Source organism: Tamilnaduibacter salinus (assembly GCF_003096655.1).
Classification (GTDB): domain Bacteria; phylum Pseudomonadota; class Gammaproteobacteria; order Pseudomonadales; family Oleiphilaceae; genus Tamilnaduibacter; species Tamilnaduibacter salinus.
The window spans coordinates 151901-169085 of the sequence record NZ_QEKQ01000003.1; the positions used below are offsets into that span (position 1 = coordinate 151901).

The 17185-nt window shown below is 59.3% G+C and carries 14 protein-coding genes and 1 tRNA gene; 9 read left to right on the forward strand and 6 right to left on the reverse strand.

Annotation, left to right across the window (positions count from 1 at the left end):
• Positions 1–66: 66 nt before the first annotated feature.
• From C8D92_RS05775 to C8D92_RS05785, 3 genes are all read left to right on the forward strand, one after another.
• Positions 67–143, forward strand: a tRNA-Pro gene (locus C8D92_RS05775).
• A gap of 173 nt (positions 144–316) precedes the next feature.
• Positions 317–1636, forward strand: a complete 1320-nt coding sequence (locus C8D92_RS05780) for a hypothetical protein (RefSeq protein WP_116918708.1) — start codon at positions 317–319, stop codon at positions 1634–1636.
• 99 nt (positions 1637–1735) lie between these two features.
• Entirely contained in the window at positions 1736–2485 is a 750-nt protein-coding gene (locus C8D92_RS05785; RefSeq protein ID WP_116918709.1) for a VC0807 family protein, read from the forward strand.
• Positions 2486–2894: 409 nt separating this feature from the next.
• Here C8D92_RS05785 and gyrB read toward each other — a convergent pair whose 3' ends face one another.
• From gyrB to dnaA, 5 genes are all read right to left on the reverse strand, one after another.
• Positions 2895–5309: a DNA topoisomerase (ATP-hydrolyzing) subunit B gene (gene gyrB, locus C8D92_RS05790; RefSeq protein ID WP_095610080.1), complete on the reverse strand. Its 2415-nt coding sequence runs from the start codon at positions 5307–5309 to the stop codon at positions 2895–2897.
• Positions 5310–5332: 23 nt separating this feature from the next.
• A complete protein-coding gene (gene recF / locus C8D92_RS05795) occupies positions 5333–6445 on the reverse strand; it encodes a DNA replication/repair protein RecF (protein WP_116918710.1) in 1113 nt (370 codons plus the stop codon).
• 99 nt (positions 6446–6544) lie between these two features.
• Positions 6545–7849 carry an ABC1 kinase family protein gene (locus C8D92_RS05800; RefSeq protein ID WP_423837069.1) on the reverse strand — a complete coding sequence of 435 codons (1305 nt, stop codon included), beginning with the start codon at positions 7847–7849 and terminating at the stop codon, positions 6545–6547.
• Positions 7850–7947: 98 nt separating this feature from the next.
• Positions 7948–9051: a DNA polymerase III subunit beta gene (gene dnaN, locus C8D92_RS05805; protein ID WP_116918711.1), complete on the reverse strand. Its 1104-nt coding sequence runs from the start codon at positions 9049–9051 to the stop codon at positions 7948–7950.
• Positions 9052–9096: 45 nt separating this feature from the next.
• A complete protein-coding gene (gene dnaA / locus C8D92_RS05810) occupies positions 9097–10578 on the reverse strand; it encodes a chromosomal replication initiator protein DnaA (RefSeq protein WP_409456161.1) in 1482 nt (493 codons plus the stop codon).
• A 637-nt stretch (positions 10579–11215) separates the two neighbouring features.
• Between dnaA and rpmH the strand changes: the two genes are divergently transcribed.
• The 6 genes from rpmH to C8D92_RS05840 are packed head-to-tail and all read left to right on the forward strand — an operon-like array spanning position 11216 to position 15992.
• On the forward strand, positions 11216–11350 hold the full coding sequence (gene rpmH / locus C8D92_RS05815) for a 50S ribosomal protein L34 (protein WP_095610077.1): 135 nt from the start codon (positions 11216–11218) through the stop codon (positions 11348–11350).
• Positions 11351–11370: 20 nt separating this feature from the next.
• The gene (gene rnpA / locus C8D92_RS05820; RefSeq protein ID WP_095610076.1) at positions 11371–11766 is read left to right on the forward strand and encodes a ribonuclease P protein component; all 396 of its coding nucleotides are present in this window, start codon (positions 11371–11373) and stop codon (positions 11764–11766) included.
• Positions 11763–12029, forward strand: coding sequence for a membrane protein insertion efficiency factor YidD (gene yidD, locus C8D92_RS05825; protein ID WP_423837070.1), 267 nt, complete (start codon positions 11763–11765; stop codon positions 12027–12029). The genes rnpA and yidD overlap by 4 nt, the downstream gene beginning before the upstream one ends.
• A gap of 8 nt (positions 12030–12037) precedes the next feature.
• Positions 12038–13741, forward strand: a complete 1704-nt coding sequence (gene yidC, locus C8D92_RS05830) for a membrane protein insertase YidC (protein ID WP_095610074.1) — start codon at positions 12038–12040, stop codon at positions 13739–13741.
• A gap of 56 nt (positions 13742–13797) precedes the next feature.
• On the forward strand, positions 13798–15159 hold the full coding sequence (gene mnmE / locus C8D92_RS05835) for a tRNA uridine-5-carboxymethylaminomethyl(34) synthesis GTPase MnmE (RefSeq protein WP_116918713.1): 1362 nt from the start codon (positions 13798–13800) through the stop codon (positions 15157–15159).
• A gap of 23 nt (positions 15160–15182) precedes the next feature.
• Positions 15183–15992 carry an undecaprenyl-diphosphate phosphatase gene (locus C8D92_RS05840; RefSeq protein ID WP_095610072.1) on the forward strand — a complete coding sequence of 270 codons (810 nt, stop codon included), beginning with the start codon at positions 15183–15185 and terminating at the stop codon, positions 15990–15992.
• Between the two features lie 97 nt (positions 15993–16089).
• On the opposite strand, the gene thpD is transcribed toward C8D92_RS05840, so the two are convergent.
• Positions 16090–17025, reverse strand: a complete 936-nt coding sequence (thpD, locus tag C8D92_RS05845) for an ectoine hydroxylase (protein WP_095610071.1) — start codon at positions 17023–17025, stop codon at positions 16090–16092.
• Positions 17026–17185: the final 160 nt, after the last annotated feature.

Below are 17185 nucleotides of genomic sequence, written 5' to 3' on the forward strand. Positions count from 1 at the left end.
CTGAACGATGGATTGCCTGACGGGGCTGGCAATTTACAGTGATTTCCGTATAATACGCCCCGAAATCGGCGTGTGGCGCAGTCTGGTAGCGCACTTCCTTCGGGAGGAAGGGGTCGCAGGTTCAAGTCCTGCCACGCCGACCATTTCTCTCTTCATTATCTCTCCGCATCACTGGCGTCCGACAGGCATCCAACCCCGACTGAGGCTGCTATCGCAGCTGGATACAAAACCCCTTTGCGTCATAACGCATCGTTACTGAAGAATTCCGACGTCTGGCCGATCACTTTTTATACAGCCTCCAACACGTCGGTCGATCATGATTACCGCCAGCCAGATCAATCTGTCGCAATCCGGACAACAACAGTCCTCGGTCCTTGATGCCCGTCAGATCCGTGTTCAGAACCGAAGCGGTGGCACTGCAGCTCCCGGCGAGGGACGAGAGCTGGTGCTTTCACGTGAGGCCCGTTATCGCTACCAGGCGCAGGATCAGCTCGCCTATGCCAGCGCCGGACGCGTTCAGGGTCAGGACGGGAGCCAATCCCAGTGGGCAAGCGCTGCCGTTGCCCAGCGCACCAGCGACGTGTTGCTCGAAGGGCGATCCGCCCTGCAGGTGGGACGTTCGGCCCTCGGAGACGGACCCGGTGTCGGCACCGGTGGCTCCGCCCGCCTTGAGGCCAGCCGCTATACCTTCGTGTCCCAGTCTGAAAGCCGGCAGATCGCGGCATCCGGCCAGCTTGAGCTGGCCACCGGCGAAACTGTCGGCTTCAGCATCGCACTCAGCCAGCAACAGACACGGCAGTATGAAGTCAGCGAAAGCGTTCGGATCGAAGAACGTGCCATGACCGATCCGCTGGTGATCAATTTCGGTTCACCGTCCGCCCAACTCCGGGACACCGTCTTTGAGTTTGATCTCGATGGTGACGGTGAGAAGAGTGAGTTCGCGACCCTGGGCCCGGGCAGCGGTTATCTGGTGCTGGACCGTAATGGCAATGAACAGGTTGATGAGGGTCGCGAACTCTTCGGACCCGCCTCCGGATCGGGCTTTTCGGAACTGGCGGCGCTGGATGAGGACGGCAATCGGTGGGTGGACGCCAATGATCCGGTGTTCGATCAACTGCAGGTCATGGTCCAGAGTGCCGACGGCGCTCAGGAGCTCCGCTCGCTCAAGGAAGTGGGCGTGCAGGCGTTGTATGCCGGCAGCGTATCCGATCAGTACACGCTGACAAGCGCCCAAGGTGTGCCGTTGGGCGAGATCAAGGCCACCGGACTCTATTTGTCGGAGAACGGTACCGTACGGACGATGGAGGAATTGGACCTGGCCCGTCAGAACGAGGCGTCGGCGCCTCCACAGACGGAGGTGCTCGCAAGAGGAGACGACCGCCTTGGTGGTGGCGACACGCGGCCAGTGGACGACGCCCGCATCCAGAGTATCCGCGAAGCCCTGGAAAAGCTCCAGACCATCCGTGAGCGGCAGGAGGCGTTTATAGAGGAGCAGAGCAGGACAGCCGAGTCCGATTCTCCGATGGACCGCTTCATGAACCAGGTGGATCGCCTACGTCGGGAACTGCTGGAAGAGCAGCAGCGTAAGCGAACGGCCGCCGAGCAGTACCAGACCACGGAACAAACCACTAGGTAAGCTTCCCGGCTTCCCCGCTTTCCTGACATAATGATGGTCGAATTGGGCGGATGGTGTCCGCCCGCCTGGATCGCGCACCCTGTCAGACATCCGACCATCATGACGCAAACAGCACAAGACGTTCGTTCGCAGCAGGAAGGTCAGCATCCCTGGCTCGATCTGCTGGTCAGTATCGTGATTCCCTCCATCATTTTGATGAAATTTTCCGGCGATGACTGGCTGGGTTCCGCTCCGGCGCTCGTGGTAGCACTGGCGTTCCCGCTGGGGTGGGGTGTGTACGAGTTTATCCGGTACGGTAAACGCAACTTTATTGCGGTGTTGGGCCTGATCAGCGTCGCGCTGACCGGCGGTATCGGGCTGCTGGAGTTGGATGCCGAATGGCTGGCCATCAAAGAGGCGGCCGTTCCGGCGATTATCGGGCTTGCCGTGCTGGTCTCAACCTTCACGCCCTACCCGTTGATCCGGACCCTGCTATACAACCCGCGGGTTCTCAATGTCGAAAAGATTCAGCGGGCGCTGGCCGAGCACCGATCCGAGGCAATCTTTGAACAACGGCTGAACCGGGCCAGCTATTATTTCGCCGGCACCTTTCTGTTTTCATCCTTCATGAACTATGTCCTAGCGCGCTGGATCGTCACCAGTCCGTCCGGGACCCCGGCGTTCAACGAAGAGCTGGGTCAGATGACGCTGTTGAGTTACCCAGTCATCGCCATTCCCTCAATGGTGATGATGATGGCGATCTTCTGGTATCTGTGGCGCTCGATCCGCGCGCTGACGGGGTATACGCTGGAAGAGGTATTGTCGCTGGCAATCGCGCCAGACAACCACTCATCGGAGGAGCAGTCCTGACCGAAGTCGTGTCCTTCAACAGAAGCTCATCGTTTATCAACGGGACGGTGCAGCACGATCGCGAGGCCACTGGCATTGGTTTGGTTGTTCGAAACCGTGGCGCGACACGATGATCAACATAATCGGGCGCTGCTGAAGAGCGCGAAAGCACCCGCATAAGATTCGTCGCTTCCCGGTACGTTCCTGTCGGCTGGCCGCCTGTTCATACGGAAGACTTGACGGTCGTCTCCGAGGTTGGAGACATCGGCCACAGGTGCGGCACTATGAACACGACGATCGGCCTTTGACGTTCCCTGTTCATGCGAATCGGCGATGAACCACAAAAAAGGGGCACCGCTCAGTGCCCCTTTTAAATGGTCGGCTCCCCGTCCGTTTTGTACTCGGTGAGTCACCAGCGGACCGGAGAGCACTAGACGTCAAGATTGGTGACTTCGAGTGCGTTGGTCTGGATGAAGTTGCGCCGTGGCTCCACCTCATCGCCCATCAGAGTTGTGAAGATCTGGTCGGCGGCGATGGCATCCTCAATGGTCACCTTCATCATTCGACGGGTTTCGGGATCCATGGTGGTTTCCCAGAGCTGCTCTGGGTTCATTTCGCCAAGGCCCTTGTAACGCTGGATATTGAGACCCCGCTGAGCCTCTTTCATCAGCCAGTTCAGCCCCCCCTCAAAGGAGAGGACCTGTTGTTTGCGCTCGCCGCGCTGAATGTAGGCGCCATCCTCAAGCAGGCCATCCAGTTTGCGACCCAGCGCGGCAATGGCCGAGTAGGAGGGTGACTCGAAGAACTCATGGCTGAAGGTATGGCTGTAAGGGATGCCGTGGATGTAGACGTCCACTTTCGGGAGGTACAGGTGTCGCTCTGTGTCTTCGGCAACGGAGAACTCATACTTGGTCCCCGTACGGGTATCCAGATCCAACCCTTCCGCCAGTCGATCAACCCAACGAGTGACCGCATCCCGGTCCGTGAGATCGTCGGCTGACAGGGTGGTGTTGTCGATCATCTGCTGGAGCACCTTGGCCGGATAGGCGCGGGACAGACGCTCGATCATCGCCTGAACACTTTGGTATTCCTTCACCAGCGACTCCAGAGCGGATTCGGCGATCGGCGGCGCTTCCGGGTTGACGTAGAACTGCGCGCCTTCCAGTGCCGTCTGGGTCAGGTAGGCTTCCCGGGCTTTCTCGTCCTTCAGGTACTGTTCCTGCTTGCCGCGCTTGACCTTGTACAGCGGTGGCATGGCGATATAGACATGGCCCCGCTCAATAATTTCCCGCATCTGACGGAAGAGGAACGTCAGCATCAGCGTCCGGATGTGGGAGCCGTCGACGTCCGCATCCGTCATGATAATGATGGAGTGATAGCGCAGTTTCTCCGGATCGAATTCCTCTCGACCGATCCCGGTACCCAGGGCTGTGATCAGCGTACCGACTTCCACGGATGAGAGCATCTTATCGAATCGGGCTTTTTCGACGTTCAGGATTTTCCCTTTGAGCGGCAGTATGGCCTGGGTTTTCCGGTCCCGGCCCTGCTTGGCGCTGCCGCCGGCCGAGTCACCCTCCACCACGAACAGCTCTGACAGGGCGGGGTCTTTTTCCTGGCAGTCGGCGAGCTTACCGGGCAGTCCGGCAATGTCCAGGGCCCCTTTGCGTCGGGTCATTTCCCGGGCCTTGCGGGCCGCTTCCCGCGCCTTGGCGGCGTCCAGCATCTTGTTGACCACCTGCTTGGCCTCGTTGGGCTGTTCCTGAAGGAAGTCACTGAAGTGCTGATAGAGCTCCTGCTCCACCGCGGTTTTCACCTCGGAGGACACGAGTTTGTCCTTGGTCTGGGACGAGAACTTGGGGTCCGGCACCTTCACGCTGATGATGGCAGTAAGCCCCTCACGGGCATCATCGCCGGAGGTGGCGACTTTGGCCTTTTTCCCGAGACCTTCCTGCTCGATGTAGTTGTTGAGTGAGCGGGTGAGGGAGGCACGGAAACCGGCCATATGGGTGCCGCCATCACGCTGGGGAATGTTGTTGGTAAAGGTGAAGATGTTTTCCTGGAAGGCGTCGTTCCACTGCATGGCCACTTCCACGGTGATGCCATCCTCACGGTCCTTCACGAAATGAAAGACGCGATTGATTGGCGTTTTGTTCTGATTGAGGTGTTCGACAAACGCCCGTAGGCCTCCTTCATATTCAAACACCTCTTCCTTCCCACTGCGCTCATCCTGCAGTCGGATACGAACGCCGCTGTTCAGGAACGCCAGCTCCCGGAGTCGCTTGGCCAACAGGTCGTAGTGGAATGCGATACTGGTGAAGGTTTCCGGGGAGGGGATGAAGTGCACCTCAGTGCCGCTGCGGTCCGTTTCGCCCTTGCGCTCGAGCGGGGTATCCGGAACGCCATCGTGGTATGTCTGCTCCCAGACCACGCCTTCTTTACGAATCGTCAGGCGCAGCTGGGCGGACAGGGCGTTCACCACCGACACCCCGACACCGTGCAGACCGCCCGAAACCTTATAGCTGTTGTCGTCAAACTTACCGCCGGCGTGAAGTACGGTCATGATGACCTCGGCTGCCGAGACGCCTTCCTCTTCATGCAGATCCACGGGGATGCCCCGGCCATTGTCACGGACTGTTATGGACTCATCGGGGTGGATCACGACGCCGATCTCCGAACAGTAACCCGCCAGGGCTTCATCAATGGAGTTGTCCACCAACTCGAACACCATGTGGTGAAGACCGGTCCCGTCGTCCGTGTCACCGATGTACATGCCCGGGCGTTTGCGGACGGCATCCAGCCCCTTGAGGACCTTGATACTGGAGGAATCGTAGTTCGCCGTTGTCATTGAGACGCTCCTGAAGCGTGGTCTTATTCTTCCGTCAACTTGCCATGTTCCACGTGGAACACTTTGAAGTCCGGTCTCGCATCCCCCCAGAGTTGTTCCGGGCGGGGAGGCTCGATGGAGGTGATGAACGCCTGGCTCCCCAGATCGCGAATCCGCGAAGCCAACAGCGCCCGATTGGACTCATCAAGCTCTGCATTGATGTCGTCGAGCAGAAAGATGCATTGAGTGCCCTTTTCACACAGCAACCGTGCCTGGGCCAGCTTCATCAACACAACGAGCGTTTTCTGCTGGCCCCGGGACAGGGTTTCCGACACCGGTCGACCTGCCAGCCGTAGCCGAATGTCGGCCCGGTTCGGACCATACTGGGTATGACCGACGCGGTGTTCCTGATCCCGGTGATTCCGAAGAACGTCACCAAGATCCGTTTTTCGATCCCAGCCCCGGAAAAAATCGAACCCGATGGATTCGGCCCAGGGCAGGTTCGCTTCCCCGATCAGCGACTGTAGGCAGGGCAGGAACTGCTCAAATACCCGGCTCCGGGTCGCGGTGACACGTTCGGCCAGCTCGACATACTGTTGGTCCCAGAGCCTGAGTAGCGACTCGTCCATTCTATCATTTCTCAATAATTTATTGCGCTGGGAAACGACTCGTTGCAGACGCTGCCAGTCCGACGCAAAACCATGTTCCACGTGGAACACCAACCAGTCGAGAAACTGACGTCGACGCCCAGGTCCACCGGCCACAATCTCAAAAGTGCCAGGATCGATCACCGATACAGGGAGATATTGCGCCACCGTAGACAGCTGCCGAACCGACTCCCCATCCACCCGAAGGCGTGTCTCTCGCTCCGTCGTGTTGCGCGAATACCCAATGCGGTGCGACTCCTCTCGAGCCTCGTCGGCGGCCGGGAGTGTGACCTCGCCAAACACCGTCAGCGCGGCCTCACCGTGTTGCACCACGGCATCGTGTCGATTCACACGAAAAGACCGGCCCAGCCCCAGGTATCCGACCGCTTCCAGGAAGCTGCTTTTCCCACTGCCATTCTCTCCGTAGATCAGGTTAACGGACGGGGACAGACGGAGAGACTGCGGGGCAAGGTTGCGGAAATGCTGAGTCTGGAGTCGGATCAGTGCCATGATCGGCAGGCTACCGGGTGGGAAGGAACAGGGAGATCGAGACCGACGCCCCGATTGACGCGGCGCCGGTCCTTAAGGATTAAGGGAGTGCTGATCAAATCAGTGCAGCATCGTCAGCCGCTCGTCCATGAACATGTCCATCTCCGGCGCCAGGATATGGACGTACCGGTCAAAGTACAGGAACTGTTTAATCAGCAACGCGAACTCACGAGGGAAGTGAAGGCCGTGACACTCACCAATCTGCACCATCTCCATGAGAATGTTGTTCACCTCGTCTTCCGCCTCTTCACCGGGGTAGGGCGTATCCGGCACCATCCGGTCCATGCGTTGGTACAGGCCCCGCAGATCATCCGCCAAGTGATTCACGTCCACCGTCTCGTGGGTCACACCAATGCGGACCATGGCATCGGCCACCCCTTCAAAATGCCCGACCATCACCGCCGAGATGAAATCGGATACCGCCTGCCAGGTGTCCGGTGCGATGCGACCGACAATGCCAAAGTCAATGAAGCCGACCCGGCCGTCATTCAACACCATCAGGTTCCCGGCATGCACATCGGCGTGAAAGAACTCGCACTGGGTCAGACTGGCAAACCATGTGTTCATGGCGGTCACCAGCGTGCGCTCGGGATCGTCCGTGACCGTTCGGATGCTCTCAAGATCCGTCAGTGGAACACCATGGAACCGCTCCATCGTCAACACGCGCCGGGTACTGGCAGCATCAAACACCCGCGGGACGGTGGCGTCTTCGTTGTGGTTGTCCTGTAGAAAATGACGAAACGTCTTGAGGTTATTGGCTTCCTGAATGAAATCGCACTCTTCCATCATCGTACGCTGAATTTCCTGCACAATGCCGGACATGGACGTCCACGACAGCTTCGGTGCGAGCGTCTCGATGATGCGAGCCGAGACATAGAGGAAGTTGAGATCCGTCAACAGGATGGTCTCAACGCCCGGTTTCTGAATCTTGATCACCACGTCTTCGCCGGTGACCAGCTTTGCCGCGTGTACCTGGGCAATGGACGCCGACGCCAGCGGGACGGGATCGATCTCCGAATAGACACTCTCCAGCGGCCGCTTGAGCTCTTCGCGAAGGATCCGTTTCATCACGCTGAAAGGCAGCGACGGCGTCTGGTCCAGGCAGTGCTGGAATTCCTCAACGTAAGCGGCGGGGAAAAACGTGGGCGAGCTGGCAATGAACTGACCCAGCTTGATGTAGGTCGCGCCCAGCTCTTCGAAAGTCTGTCGGAGAAGCCGCGGCGCGGGGGGGCGATTGCCGCGCAGCCAGTTCACCCCAGTCCGGCCCAGTACGGTCAGCGTCTGGCCAATCCGGACGGCGCCTTTGACCCCGTCGCCCAGCCAGCTCATCGGTCCCTGTTTGATGACAGTCGGTGTACCGGCCATATCAATGCCTCTCCTGTTGTGGTTACCACACTGCGTCTACCGGCGTCGGGTCCGGCGTGTTTTCATCACCCGAACCGCCCGCTCAGTCGCTATGCAGATTACAGCCTCATGGGCATGACGACATAGAGACTTTTCTCGTCATGTTGGGCCTGCATGAGCGCACTGCTGTTGGCATCCGACAGGGTCATCAACACCTGGTCTTCATCCACTGCATTGAGGACGTCCACGAGGTAGCCCACATTGAACCCAATCTGCAGTTCCTCCCCGTCGTAATCGACTGACAGGGCATCTTCCGCCTGTTCCTGATCGGGGTTGTTGGCAAAAATCTGCAGTTGCCCCGGCGTCAGATTCAGACGGACACCGCGAATGTTTTCGTGCGAGAGAATGCCGGCGCGTTGCAGCGTGTTCTTGAGCGTGGCCCGGTCCGCGACCATCTGTTTATCGCCACCCCGGGGAATCACCCGGTTATAGTCCGGGAAGCGCCCTTCAATCAGCTTGGAAGTGAACGTGTACGCACCGGCCGTCACCCGCAGGTGGTTATCGCCAAATACCAGCGTGGCCGGGGTTGCCACATCATCGAGCAACCGCACCAGCTCCATGACCCCCTTGCGCGGGACGATCAACTGCCGGGGTTCCTCGATCCCCGTCGCCATGTCCAGCCCCGACAGCGCCAGTCGGTGACCATCGGTGGCAACCGCCCGCAGATTGTCAGGACTCACTTCCAGCAGCAGCCCGTTGAGGTAATACCGCACGTCCTGTTGCGCCATGGCAAAGCCGGTCGCCTCCAGCATGTGGCGAACGTCTTTCTGTGGAATCTCAAGACGGAAGCTTTCCGCGTCTTCTTCCACATTGGGGAAATGTTCCGCCGGTAAGGTCGACAGCGTGAAATGGCTGGCGCCACTGCGCAGATGGAGACGATCCCCCTCCAGAGCCAGCTCAATCGGCGCCTCTTCCCCAAGCGCGCGACAGATGTCTGACAGCTTACGGGCCGGCACCGTGATCCGGCCGGGCTGGTCCACATGCACCGGCTGAATACGCCCCACCAGCTCCACTTCCATATTGGTTCCAGTCAGCGTCAGACTGTCGTCGTCGGCCACCAGCAGCACGTTGGACAGCACAGGCATGGTCTGTTTCCGCTCCACCACACCGGTGATGGACTGTAACGGAGCAAGGAGGGATTCTCGGCTGATCGTCAGTTTCATGGCGTCGTCGGTATCGAAATCCTGGCAATGTATGAACGCGGTTGGTCAGGTGGTCAGCAACCGCATGAAGTTCTGGTAGTCTTCGCGAATATTGGCGTCTGATTCCTGCAACTCATTGATTTTCTTACAGGCGTGCAGAACCGTCGTGTGGTCACGGCCACCGAACGCATCGCCAATCTCTGGCAGACTGTGATTGGTCAGTTCCTTGGCCAGCGCCATGGCCATCTGCCGGGGACGGGTCACCGTACGGGTCCGCCGTTTGGACAGAATATCGGCCACTTTAATTTTGTAGTACTCTGCCACGGTCCGTTGAATATTGTCGATGCTGACCTGCTTCTCGTGCAGCGCAAGCAGGTCCTTGAGACTCTCACGGATGAACGGTGGCGTAATCTCCTGGCCCGTGAAGTGCGCATTGGCGATGACCAGACGCAGCGCCCCTTCCAGTTCCCGAACGTTGGAACGGATCTTCTGCGCAATAAAAAAGGCGGCCTCACTGCTCAGACGGACACCACCCTGTTCCGCCTTCTTCATCAGAATCGCCACCCGGGTTTCCAGCTCCGGCGGCTCCACCATCACCGTCAGCCCCCAGCCAAAACGGGACTTGAGCCGTTCTTCCATATCGGTGATTTCTTTCGGGAACCGATCGCAGGTCACAATCACCTGTTGCCCGCCTTCCAGCAACGCATTAAAGGTGTGGAAAAACTCCTCCTGAGACCGTTCCTTCCGGGCGAAGAACTGGATATCGTCGATCAACAGAGCGTCCACCGATCGGTAGTAACGCTTGAACTCATTGATCGCATTCAGCTGCAATGCCTTCACCATGTCCGCCACGAACCGCTCGGACCGGAGGTAGGCCACCCGCGCTCTCGGATTCCGGCGCACGATCTCGTTGCCTACGGCGTGCATCAGGTGCGTCTTGCCCAACCCGACCCCGCCATACAGAAACAGCGGGTTGTAAGCGCCCCCGGGATTCTCCGCCACCTGCATGGATGCCGCGCGCGCCAACTGGTTGGATTTGCCTTCCACGAACGTGCCGAAGGTGAACCCATCATTGAGGTTGCTCTGGTGCTTAATGCCGCCCTCAACCTGGATGTCGCGTCCGGTGTCCCGACCGCTACTCGCCGTCTCCGGTGTCCGAACCGGCGCGACGGTCGCCGCCACCCCTTTTTCTTCCTCCGTGACGCGCTCCTGCCCCACCGCTTCTTCAGCCGGCTCACTACGCGGCACCGAGGGTGCTTCCGACCCATTCCGCGATGTCGGGGCGGAGCCCACCCGCATGGTCACCCGCGGCGCCTGACCGCCAGCAAGGTCGCGAATCACTTCCTGGATCCGATCCAGATACTTCTGGTTCACCCAATCCATCACGAACCGGTTGGGCGCGAACAGGGTCAGTTGCTCCTCCGCATCATCGGACTGGAGCGGCCGAAGCCAGGTATTGAACTGCTGAGCCGGAAACTCATCCCGCAACACATCCAGACACTGGTGCCAGATCGACTCGGCCACGCCAAACGCCTCCACAGATTCCATTCACAACGACACGCCCCGCAGTCACTCACAACGAGCCCACGACGGAAGCAGCGTCTCTACCGGGAAAAGGCCTCAGTCTACCGAGCCGGCGGGATGAACAAAAGCCCTAAAATAACCGCGATAAACAGCTTGTGGATAACTATTTTATGTCAAAACAGATTTTTATGAAGTTGCCGACAGGCTTGTGAACAGAAAATCCGTTTCTGTTATTTATCCACACCCCCTTGCTGACAACCGGGGGGTAACCTTGTACACAACCCCTTTACGACACACTGAATAAACCGACCTCTGCCTGATGGTCCGACTTATTCCCATTTCATACCCCCGGTCTTCCCGATCCTTCCCACGCCCTATCCAGCCCTTTTTTCACCGCCCCAAACGATTGCCTCCCAATGCCTGCAACGAGTTATCCACCGCCTGAGCCGTCCCTAACAGTAATAACAGTAACTCTCATTCATTGATTTAAAGACTGGTTACTACAGTAACTGCTCCAATCTCTGGCGAATCGCGGTCATTACGGTTTCCGCGGAGACTCGCGGATTGAAACGATCCCCGAAATTGTCTAGAATCCCCGCCCTATTTCCGTGGTTCACGGTCCGGCTTCGGGCCGACATCCAAACAACGTGAGATCTGCATCATGAAAAGAACGTTTCAGCCCAGTGTCCTCAAGCGTAAGCGCGCTCACGGCTTCCGTGCCCGCATGGCCACAGCCAACGGACGCAAGGTCATTGCCCGTCGTCGGGCCAAAGGCCGTAAACGCCTGTCCGCGTAAGGGGGCGTTCACCGTCAGGAATGCCATCACTGCGCTTCCCGAAACAGGCACGCCTGCTGACACCCCGTGATTACAGTGGTGTATTTGACCAGGTCACCGCCCGGGTTGCGCATCGGCACCTGCTGATCCTGGCAACGCCGAATCAACGCAGTCACGCCAGGGTTGGTCTGATTTTCTCAAAGAAAAACCTGAGGCGGGCTGTGGACCGGAACCGGGTCAAACGGCTCGTCCGGGAAAGTTTCCGCCATCAGACGACCCTTCCGGCCATGGACATTGTCGTGCTGGGGCGAAAAGGGCTGGCCGGGATCGACAACGCCCGGCTCCACCGGATCCTGGATGAGCTCTGGCAACGACTGGAGAAAAAGGCGTCCGGCAGCGGTCAACATGAGTCCAAGACGGAGACCGGATCCCGATGATGCGACAGCTTCTGCTTCTGCTCATCCGTGGCTACCGATACGGCATCAGCCCTTTCATGACCGGTCACTGTCGTCATTTCCCCACCTGTTCCGAGTACGCCCAGCAGGCAATCCAACACCATGGTGCCCTACGGGGCGGTCTGTTGGGACTGCGTCGACTGGGCCGCTGCCATCCCTGGGGAAGCTGGGGGTACGATCCGGTGCCTGAGCCGCGTTCATCATCCCACGCCGGCGATTCCCCGATTTCCAACAAAGGCTGTTAACGGACCCTATGGATATTCAACGCACCGTCCTCTGGATCGCCCTGGCCATTGTCAGTTACCTGATGGTGCTTGCCTGGAACGAGGACTACCAGCCAACCAGCCCCAACCCAACGACGGCACAGCAGCAAACAGCGTCCCAGTCGACGGGTGACGCCGACCTGACGGCGCCAGATCCGGACGCCACCGACGATGAATTCGCCACACCGGAAACGACGGATCAGCCGTCAGTGGCCTCCGGAAAGTCAGCCCCCTCAGAGCCCGATTCCGGCCAGACCATCACGGTGACGACCGATGTACTGAAGCTAACTATTGACCGAGTCGGCGGCAATATCATCGGTACCTCCCTGCTGAAGTACCGGGCCGATCGAAATGATCCGGAGCCCCTCAAGCTGCTCCAGAATAACCCTCGGTTGACCTACCGGCTGGAAAGTGCCCTGATTGGCCGGGATGGTCCGGATGGTCGCAATCGGGAAGAGCCGCCGGTATACCAGGCGAAGCAGTCGTCGTACCAGCTGGGCGACGATCAGGACACACTGACGGTGGATCTTGTTCTCGAGGCCCGCGACGGTGTCACCATCACCAAGCGGTACACCCTGAACCGCGACAGTTATGAGATTGACGTCCGCTACCGGATCGACAACCAGTCCGATGACGCCTGGCAAGGTAACCTGGCGGGGAAGATCGTCAGGGACCAGAGCGGCGATCCCACTGCACAGAACACCCTGGGCATCCAGTCTTTTCTCGGGATGGTGCTCAGCACGCCGGAAGATCCCTACGAGAAATACGATTTTGGAGACCTCTCCGACAACCCCATCAATCGCAGTGTCGAGGGTGGCTGGGTTGCCTTCCTCCAGCACTATTTCCTGAGCGCCTGGGTACCATCGGATGAGATGACTCACCAGTACCAGACCACGCGCCGCAATAACCTGCAGGTGATGGGGTTTGTCAGTCAGGCAACATCAGTGGCCCCGGGTGAGCAGCAGCAGGTTGGTGCCCGGGCCTACATCGGTCCCAAGGTCATTGAGCGCCTCGAAACGGTGGCGCCAAACCTGGACCGCACGGTGGACTTCGGTTTCCTGTTCTTCATCGCCCACCCATTGTTTGTGGTACTGGACTGGTTCCACAGCCTTGTGGGGAACTGGGGTGTGTCCATCATCCTGCTGACCGTGTCGGTCAAACTGCTGTTCTTCAAACTCTCGGCGACCAGTTACCGGTCCATGGCCCGCATGCGGGCTGTCGCACCGCAACTGACACGGCTGCGGGAGCTCTACGGCGATGATCGCCAGCGCATGTCGCAGGAGATGATGGCACTGTACAAGCGGGAGAAGATCAATCCACTGGGTGGCTGTCTGCCCATACTGGTGCAGATGCCGGTGTTCATCTCCCTGTACTGGGTGCTGTTCGAGAGTGTGCAGTTGCGCCACGCACCTTTCATGCTCTGGATCAACGACCTGTCGGTGATGGATCCGTATTTCATCCTGCCGCTGCTGATGGGGGCGAGTATGTTCCTGCAGATGCAGCTCAACCCGACACCGCCGGATCCGATGCAGGCCAAGCTGATGAAGATGATGCCGGTGATGTTCACCGTCTTCTTCCTGTGGTTCCCGGCGGGGCTGGTGCTGTACTGGCTGGTGAACAACATTCTGTCCATTGCCCAGCAGTGGTACATCACCCGTCAGATTACGGCGGAAGGGACCGGCAAGGGGTCCTGACCCGACAACAGACAGGGCTCCGAGACTCGGAGCCCTTTTTCGTCTGAGCACGATCTATGAGTCCGACCGATACCATTACCGCCATTGCCACCGCCCCGGGACGTGCCGGTGTTGGCATCATCCGGGTGTCCGGCCCGCTGGCCAGCGTTATTGGTGAGCGTTTGCTGGGATATCGGCCTCGCCCACGCCATGCCCACTACGGCCCGTTCCATGCCAGCGACGGCCGTGTGATCGATGAGGGCATCGCCCTGTTTTTCCCCAATCCGCACTCCTTTACCGGCGAGGACGTTCTGGAGCTGCAGGGCCATGGCGGACCGGTCATCCTCGACCTGCTGCTGCGGGCCGTCACTGAGCAGGGGGCCCGGTTGGCTCGTCCCGGGGAGTTCTCCGAACGGGCCTTTCTCAATGACAAGATGGATCTGACTCAGGCCGAGGCGATCGCCGACCTGATTGAAAGCAGCTCCGAACAGGCCGCCCGCAGCGCCATGCAATCGCTGCAGGGCGCCTTCTCGAAACGCATTGATGCCCTGGTGGAGGCATTGACCCACTTGAGGATCTACGTCGAGGCGGCGATCGATTTTCCTGAGGAGGAGATCGATTTTCTGGCCGATGGCAAGGTCGCCGGCGATCTGGACCTCATCATGCAGGACCTGGACACGATCCTCTCAGAAGCCCAGCAGGGGGCGATTCTGCGCGAAGGCATGCGCGTGGTGATTGCCGGACGACCGAATGCCGGCAAATCCAGCCTCCTGAATACCCTTGCGGGTCGGGAGACGGCCATTGTCACCTCCGTGGAAGGCACCACCCGGGATGTGCTCCGCGAGCAGATCCACATTGATGGCATGCCCCTGCATGTGATTGACACCGCCGGCCTTCGGGACCAGGCGGATGAGGTGGAACGCATCGGCATCGAGCGGGCCTGGGAGGAAATCCGACAGGCGGACCGGATCCTGCTGATGGTGGATGCCACAACCACTGCGGCTACTGACGCCGGTGATATCTGGCCGGATTTTCTCTCGGATCTGCCGGGGGGGGCTCCGTTGACCGTCATCCGGAACAAGGTGGATCTGTCCGGTGAGTCCCCGGGACTGACGTCGGAAGGACCGGCCCCGGTGGTCCGGCTGGCCGCGCTGTCTGGCGAGGGCATTGATGCCTTGCGGGAGCACCTAAAGGATTGCATGGGCTACGCCAGTGCCGGCGAAAGTGGCTTTCTCGCCCGGCGTCGCCATCTGAAAGCACTGGAATCGGCTCAGCAGGCGCTCGTCCAGGGACGGGATCAATTGCAGGGGCATGGCGCCGGCGAGCTGCTGGCTGAGGATCTGCGACAGGCCCAGGATGCGCTCGGGGAAATCACCGGTGCCATGACGCCGGATGACCTGCTGGGCAAGATCTTCAGCAGCTTCTGCATCGGTAAATAACCACACAGGGACAGCAGATCATCATGGACGCCATTCAGGCCTTGATACTCGGACTGCTCCAGGGCATCACCGAATTCCTGCCCATCTCCAGTTCCGCGCACCTGATCCTGGTGCCGGTTCTCACCGGCTGGGCCGACCAGGGGGTGGCGTTTGATCTCGCCGTGCATCTGGGCACACTGCTGGCGGTGGTGTTGTATTTCCGCCAGGACGTGACGGCGGTGACCCGGGATGGGGTCCTGTCGCTGATTCGCCGAGAGACCGTCGGGCAGAGCCGCCTGGCCTGGGGGCTGGTGATCGGCACGATTCCGGCCGGACTCGCTGGGCTGCTTCTTCTGGATCTCATTGATACCACCTTGCGCTCAGTCGCCGTCATTGCCACTACCACCTTGGTGTTTGGTCTGCTGCTGGGTCTGGCGGATCGGTTTGGGGCCCGTCGGCGGTCGGTCGATGAGATTACCCTGGCCGATGCCTTCTGGATCGGTATCGGTCAGGCCTTTGCCCTGGTGCCCGGTACGTCCCGTTCGGGCGTCACCATGACGGTTGGGCTGATGCTGGGGCTGACCCGGGAAGCGGCCTCCCGGTTCTCCTTTCTGCTGGCCATCCCGATCATCGTCCTGGCCGGTGCCGTCAAACTGGTCGAGGCCTTTCAGTCCGCGGTCACTCCGGATTGGTCTGCGTTTCTGCTGGGTTCGGCGGTGTCATTCCTGATGGCCATTACCACCATCCACTTTTTCCTCAAGTGGCTGAACGCCGTCGGATTCTGGCCCTATGTGGTGTATCGCATCCTACTGGCGGGGCTGCTCTATGCGCTGATTATCGGCGGGGTGTTCTGAGACGCAACGGTGAGAACCGTTGCGTCACTGGCCGGGTAGAATCACCCTTGGCCATGCTCTATGGTCGAATCGCTACGACGTTCTACCGAGCATACTCCTAGCCCACTTTGTGCAGATCCCGGCTCCACGCGGGTGTCAGCGCCTCGGTGCTTGTGCGATTGCCCAGAAAATCCGGGCGGGGTTTGTTGCCGCAGTAAGGCTGGCGCAGCTTGTTTTCCACACTGTTATAGACAAAGAACAGGTTACTCCGCGGCCAGGGTGACATATTGGCGTTGGAGCCGTGCAGGGTATTGCACTCAAAGATGATCAACGAGCCCGCTGGACCGGTCGGGGCCTGAATGCCGTGGCGTTCAATCTCCCGGTTCAGATCCTGTCCCGAGGGCACCCCCAGCTCCTGTTTCTTCAGTGACGACTGGTAGTTGTCTTCCGGTGTGCGACCGACACAGGGGATGTAGGTTTTGTGGGACCCGGGTACGAGCATCAGGGGGCCGTTGAACGGCGTGTTGTCGGTCAGCGCAATGGAAAAGCTCACCGACCGCATCCGTGGCATGCCGTCCTCGGCGTGCCAGGTTTCAAAATCCGAATGCCAGTCAAAGCCCTTGCCGTGGAAGCCGGGCTTATAGTTGATGCGTGACTGGTGAATGTAGACGTCACTGCCCAGCAGCTGATGCACCATGTCGAGGATCCGCGGGTCGCGGGTTAACCGGTCGAACCGCTCAGACAGTTCATGGATGCCGAAAATGGAGCGGATTTCCTGTTTGCCCGGCTCGGTGATGGTCCCTTCCGAGTGCAATACCGATTCATCATTCTCATAAGCCCGCAGGTCCTCCCGGAAACGTCGGACCAACTCCGGATCAAGAAACTGGTTGAATACGAGGAAACCGTCACGTTCATACCGGGCCAGATCGGTGTCACTGAGCGGACCGTCTGAGCGGTCCCGGCCGGTGCTGTGGACGATGGGATCCAGCCGTTCAAAGCGTGACATCGGCCGCTCCAGTCGGGTGGGATATAGATCGTCAGAACGAGTCTCCATATTCGAACCTCCTCTCTATTACGACATCTCTTGTGTTGATGCGCGATGGTCGTCGCGACTTAGAATCTCCTATTGGAAGTGTGTATGGGACAGTCGGGTCCGGAGCCCATTTTTTCAACCCCCCGCGTCCAGGGGCGAAAAAAAGGGAGCGTTTCCCTCG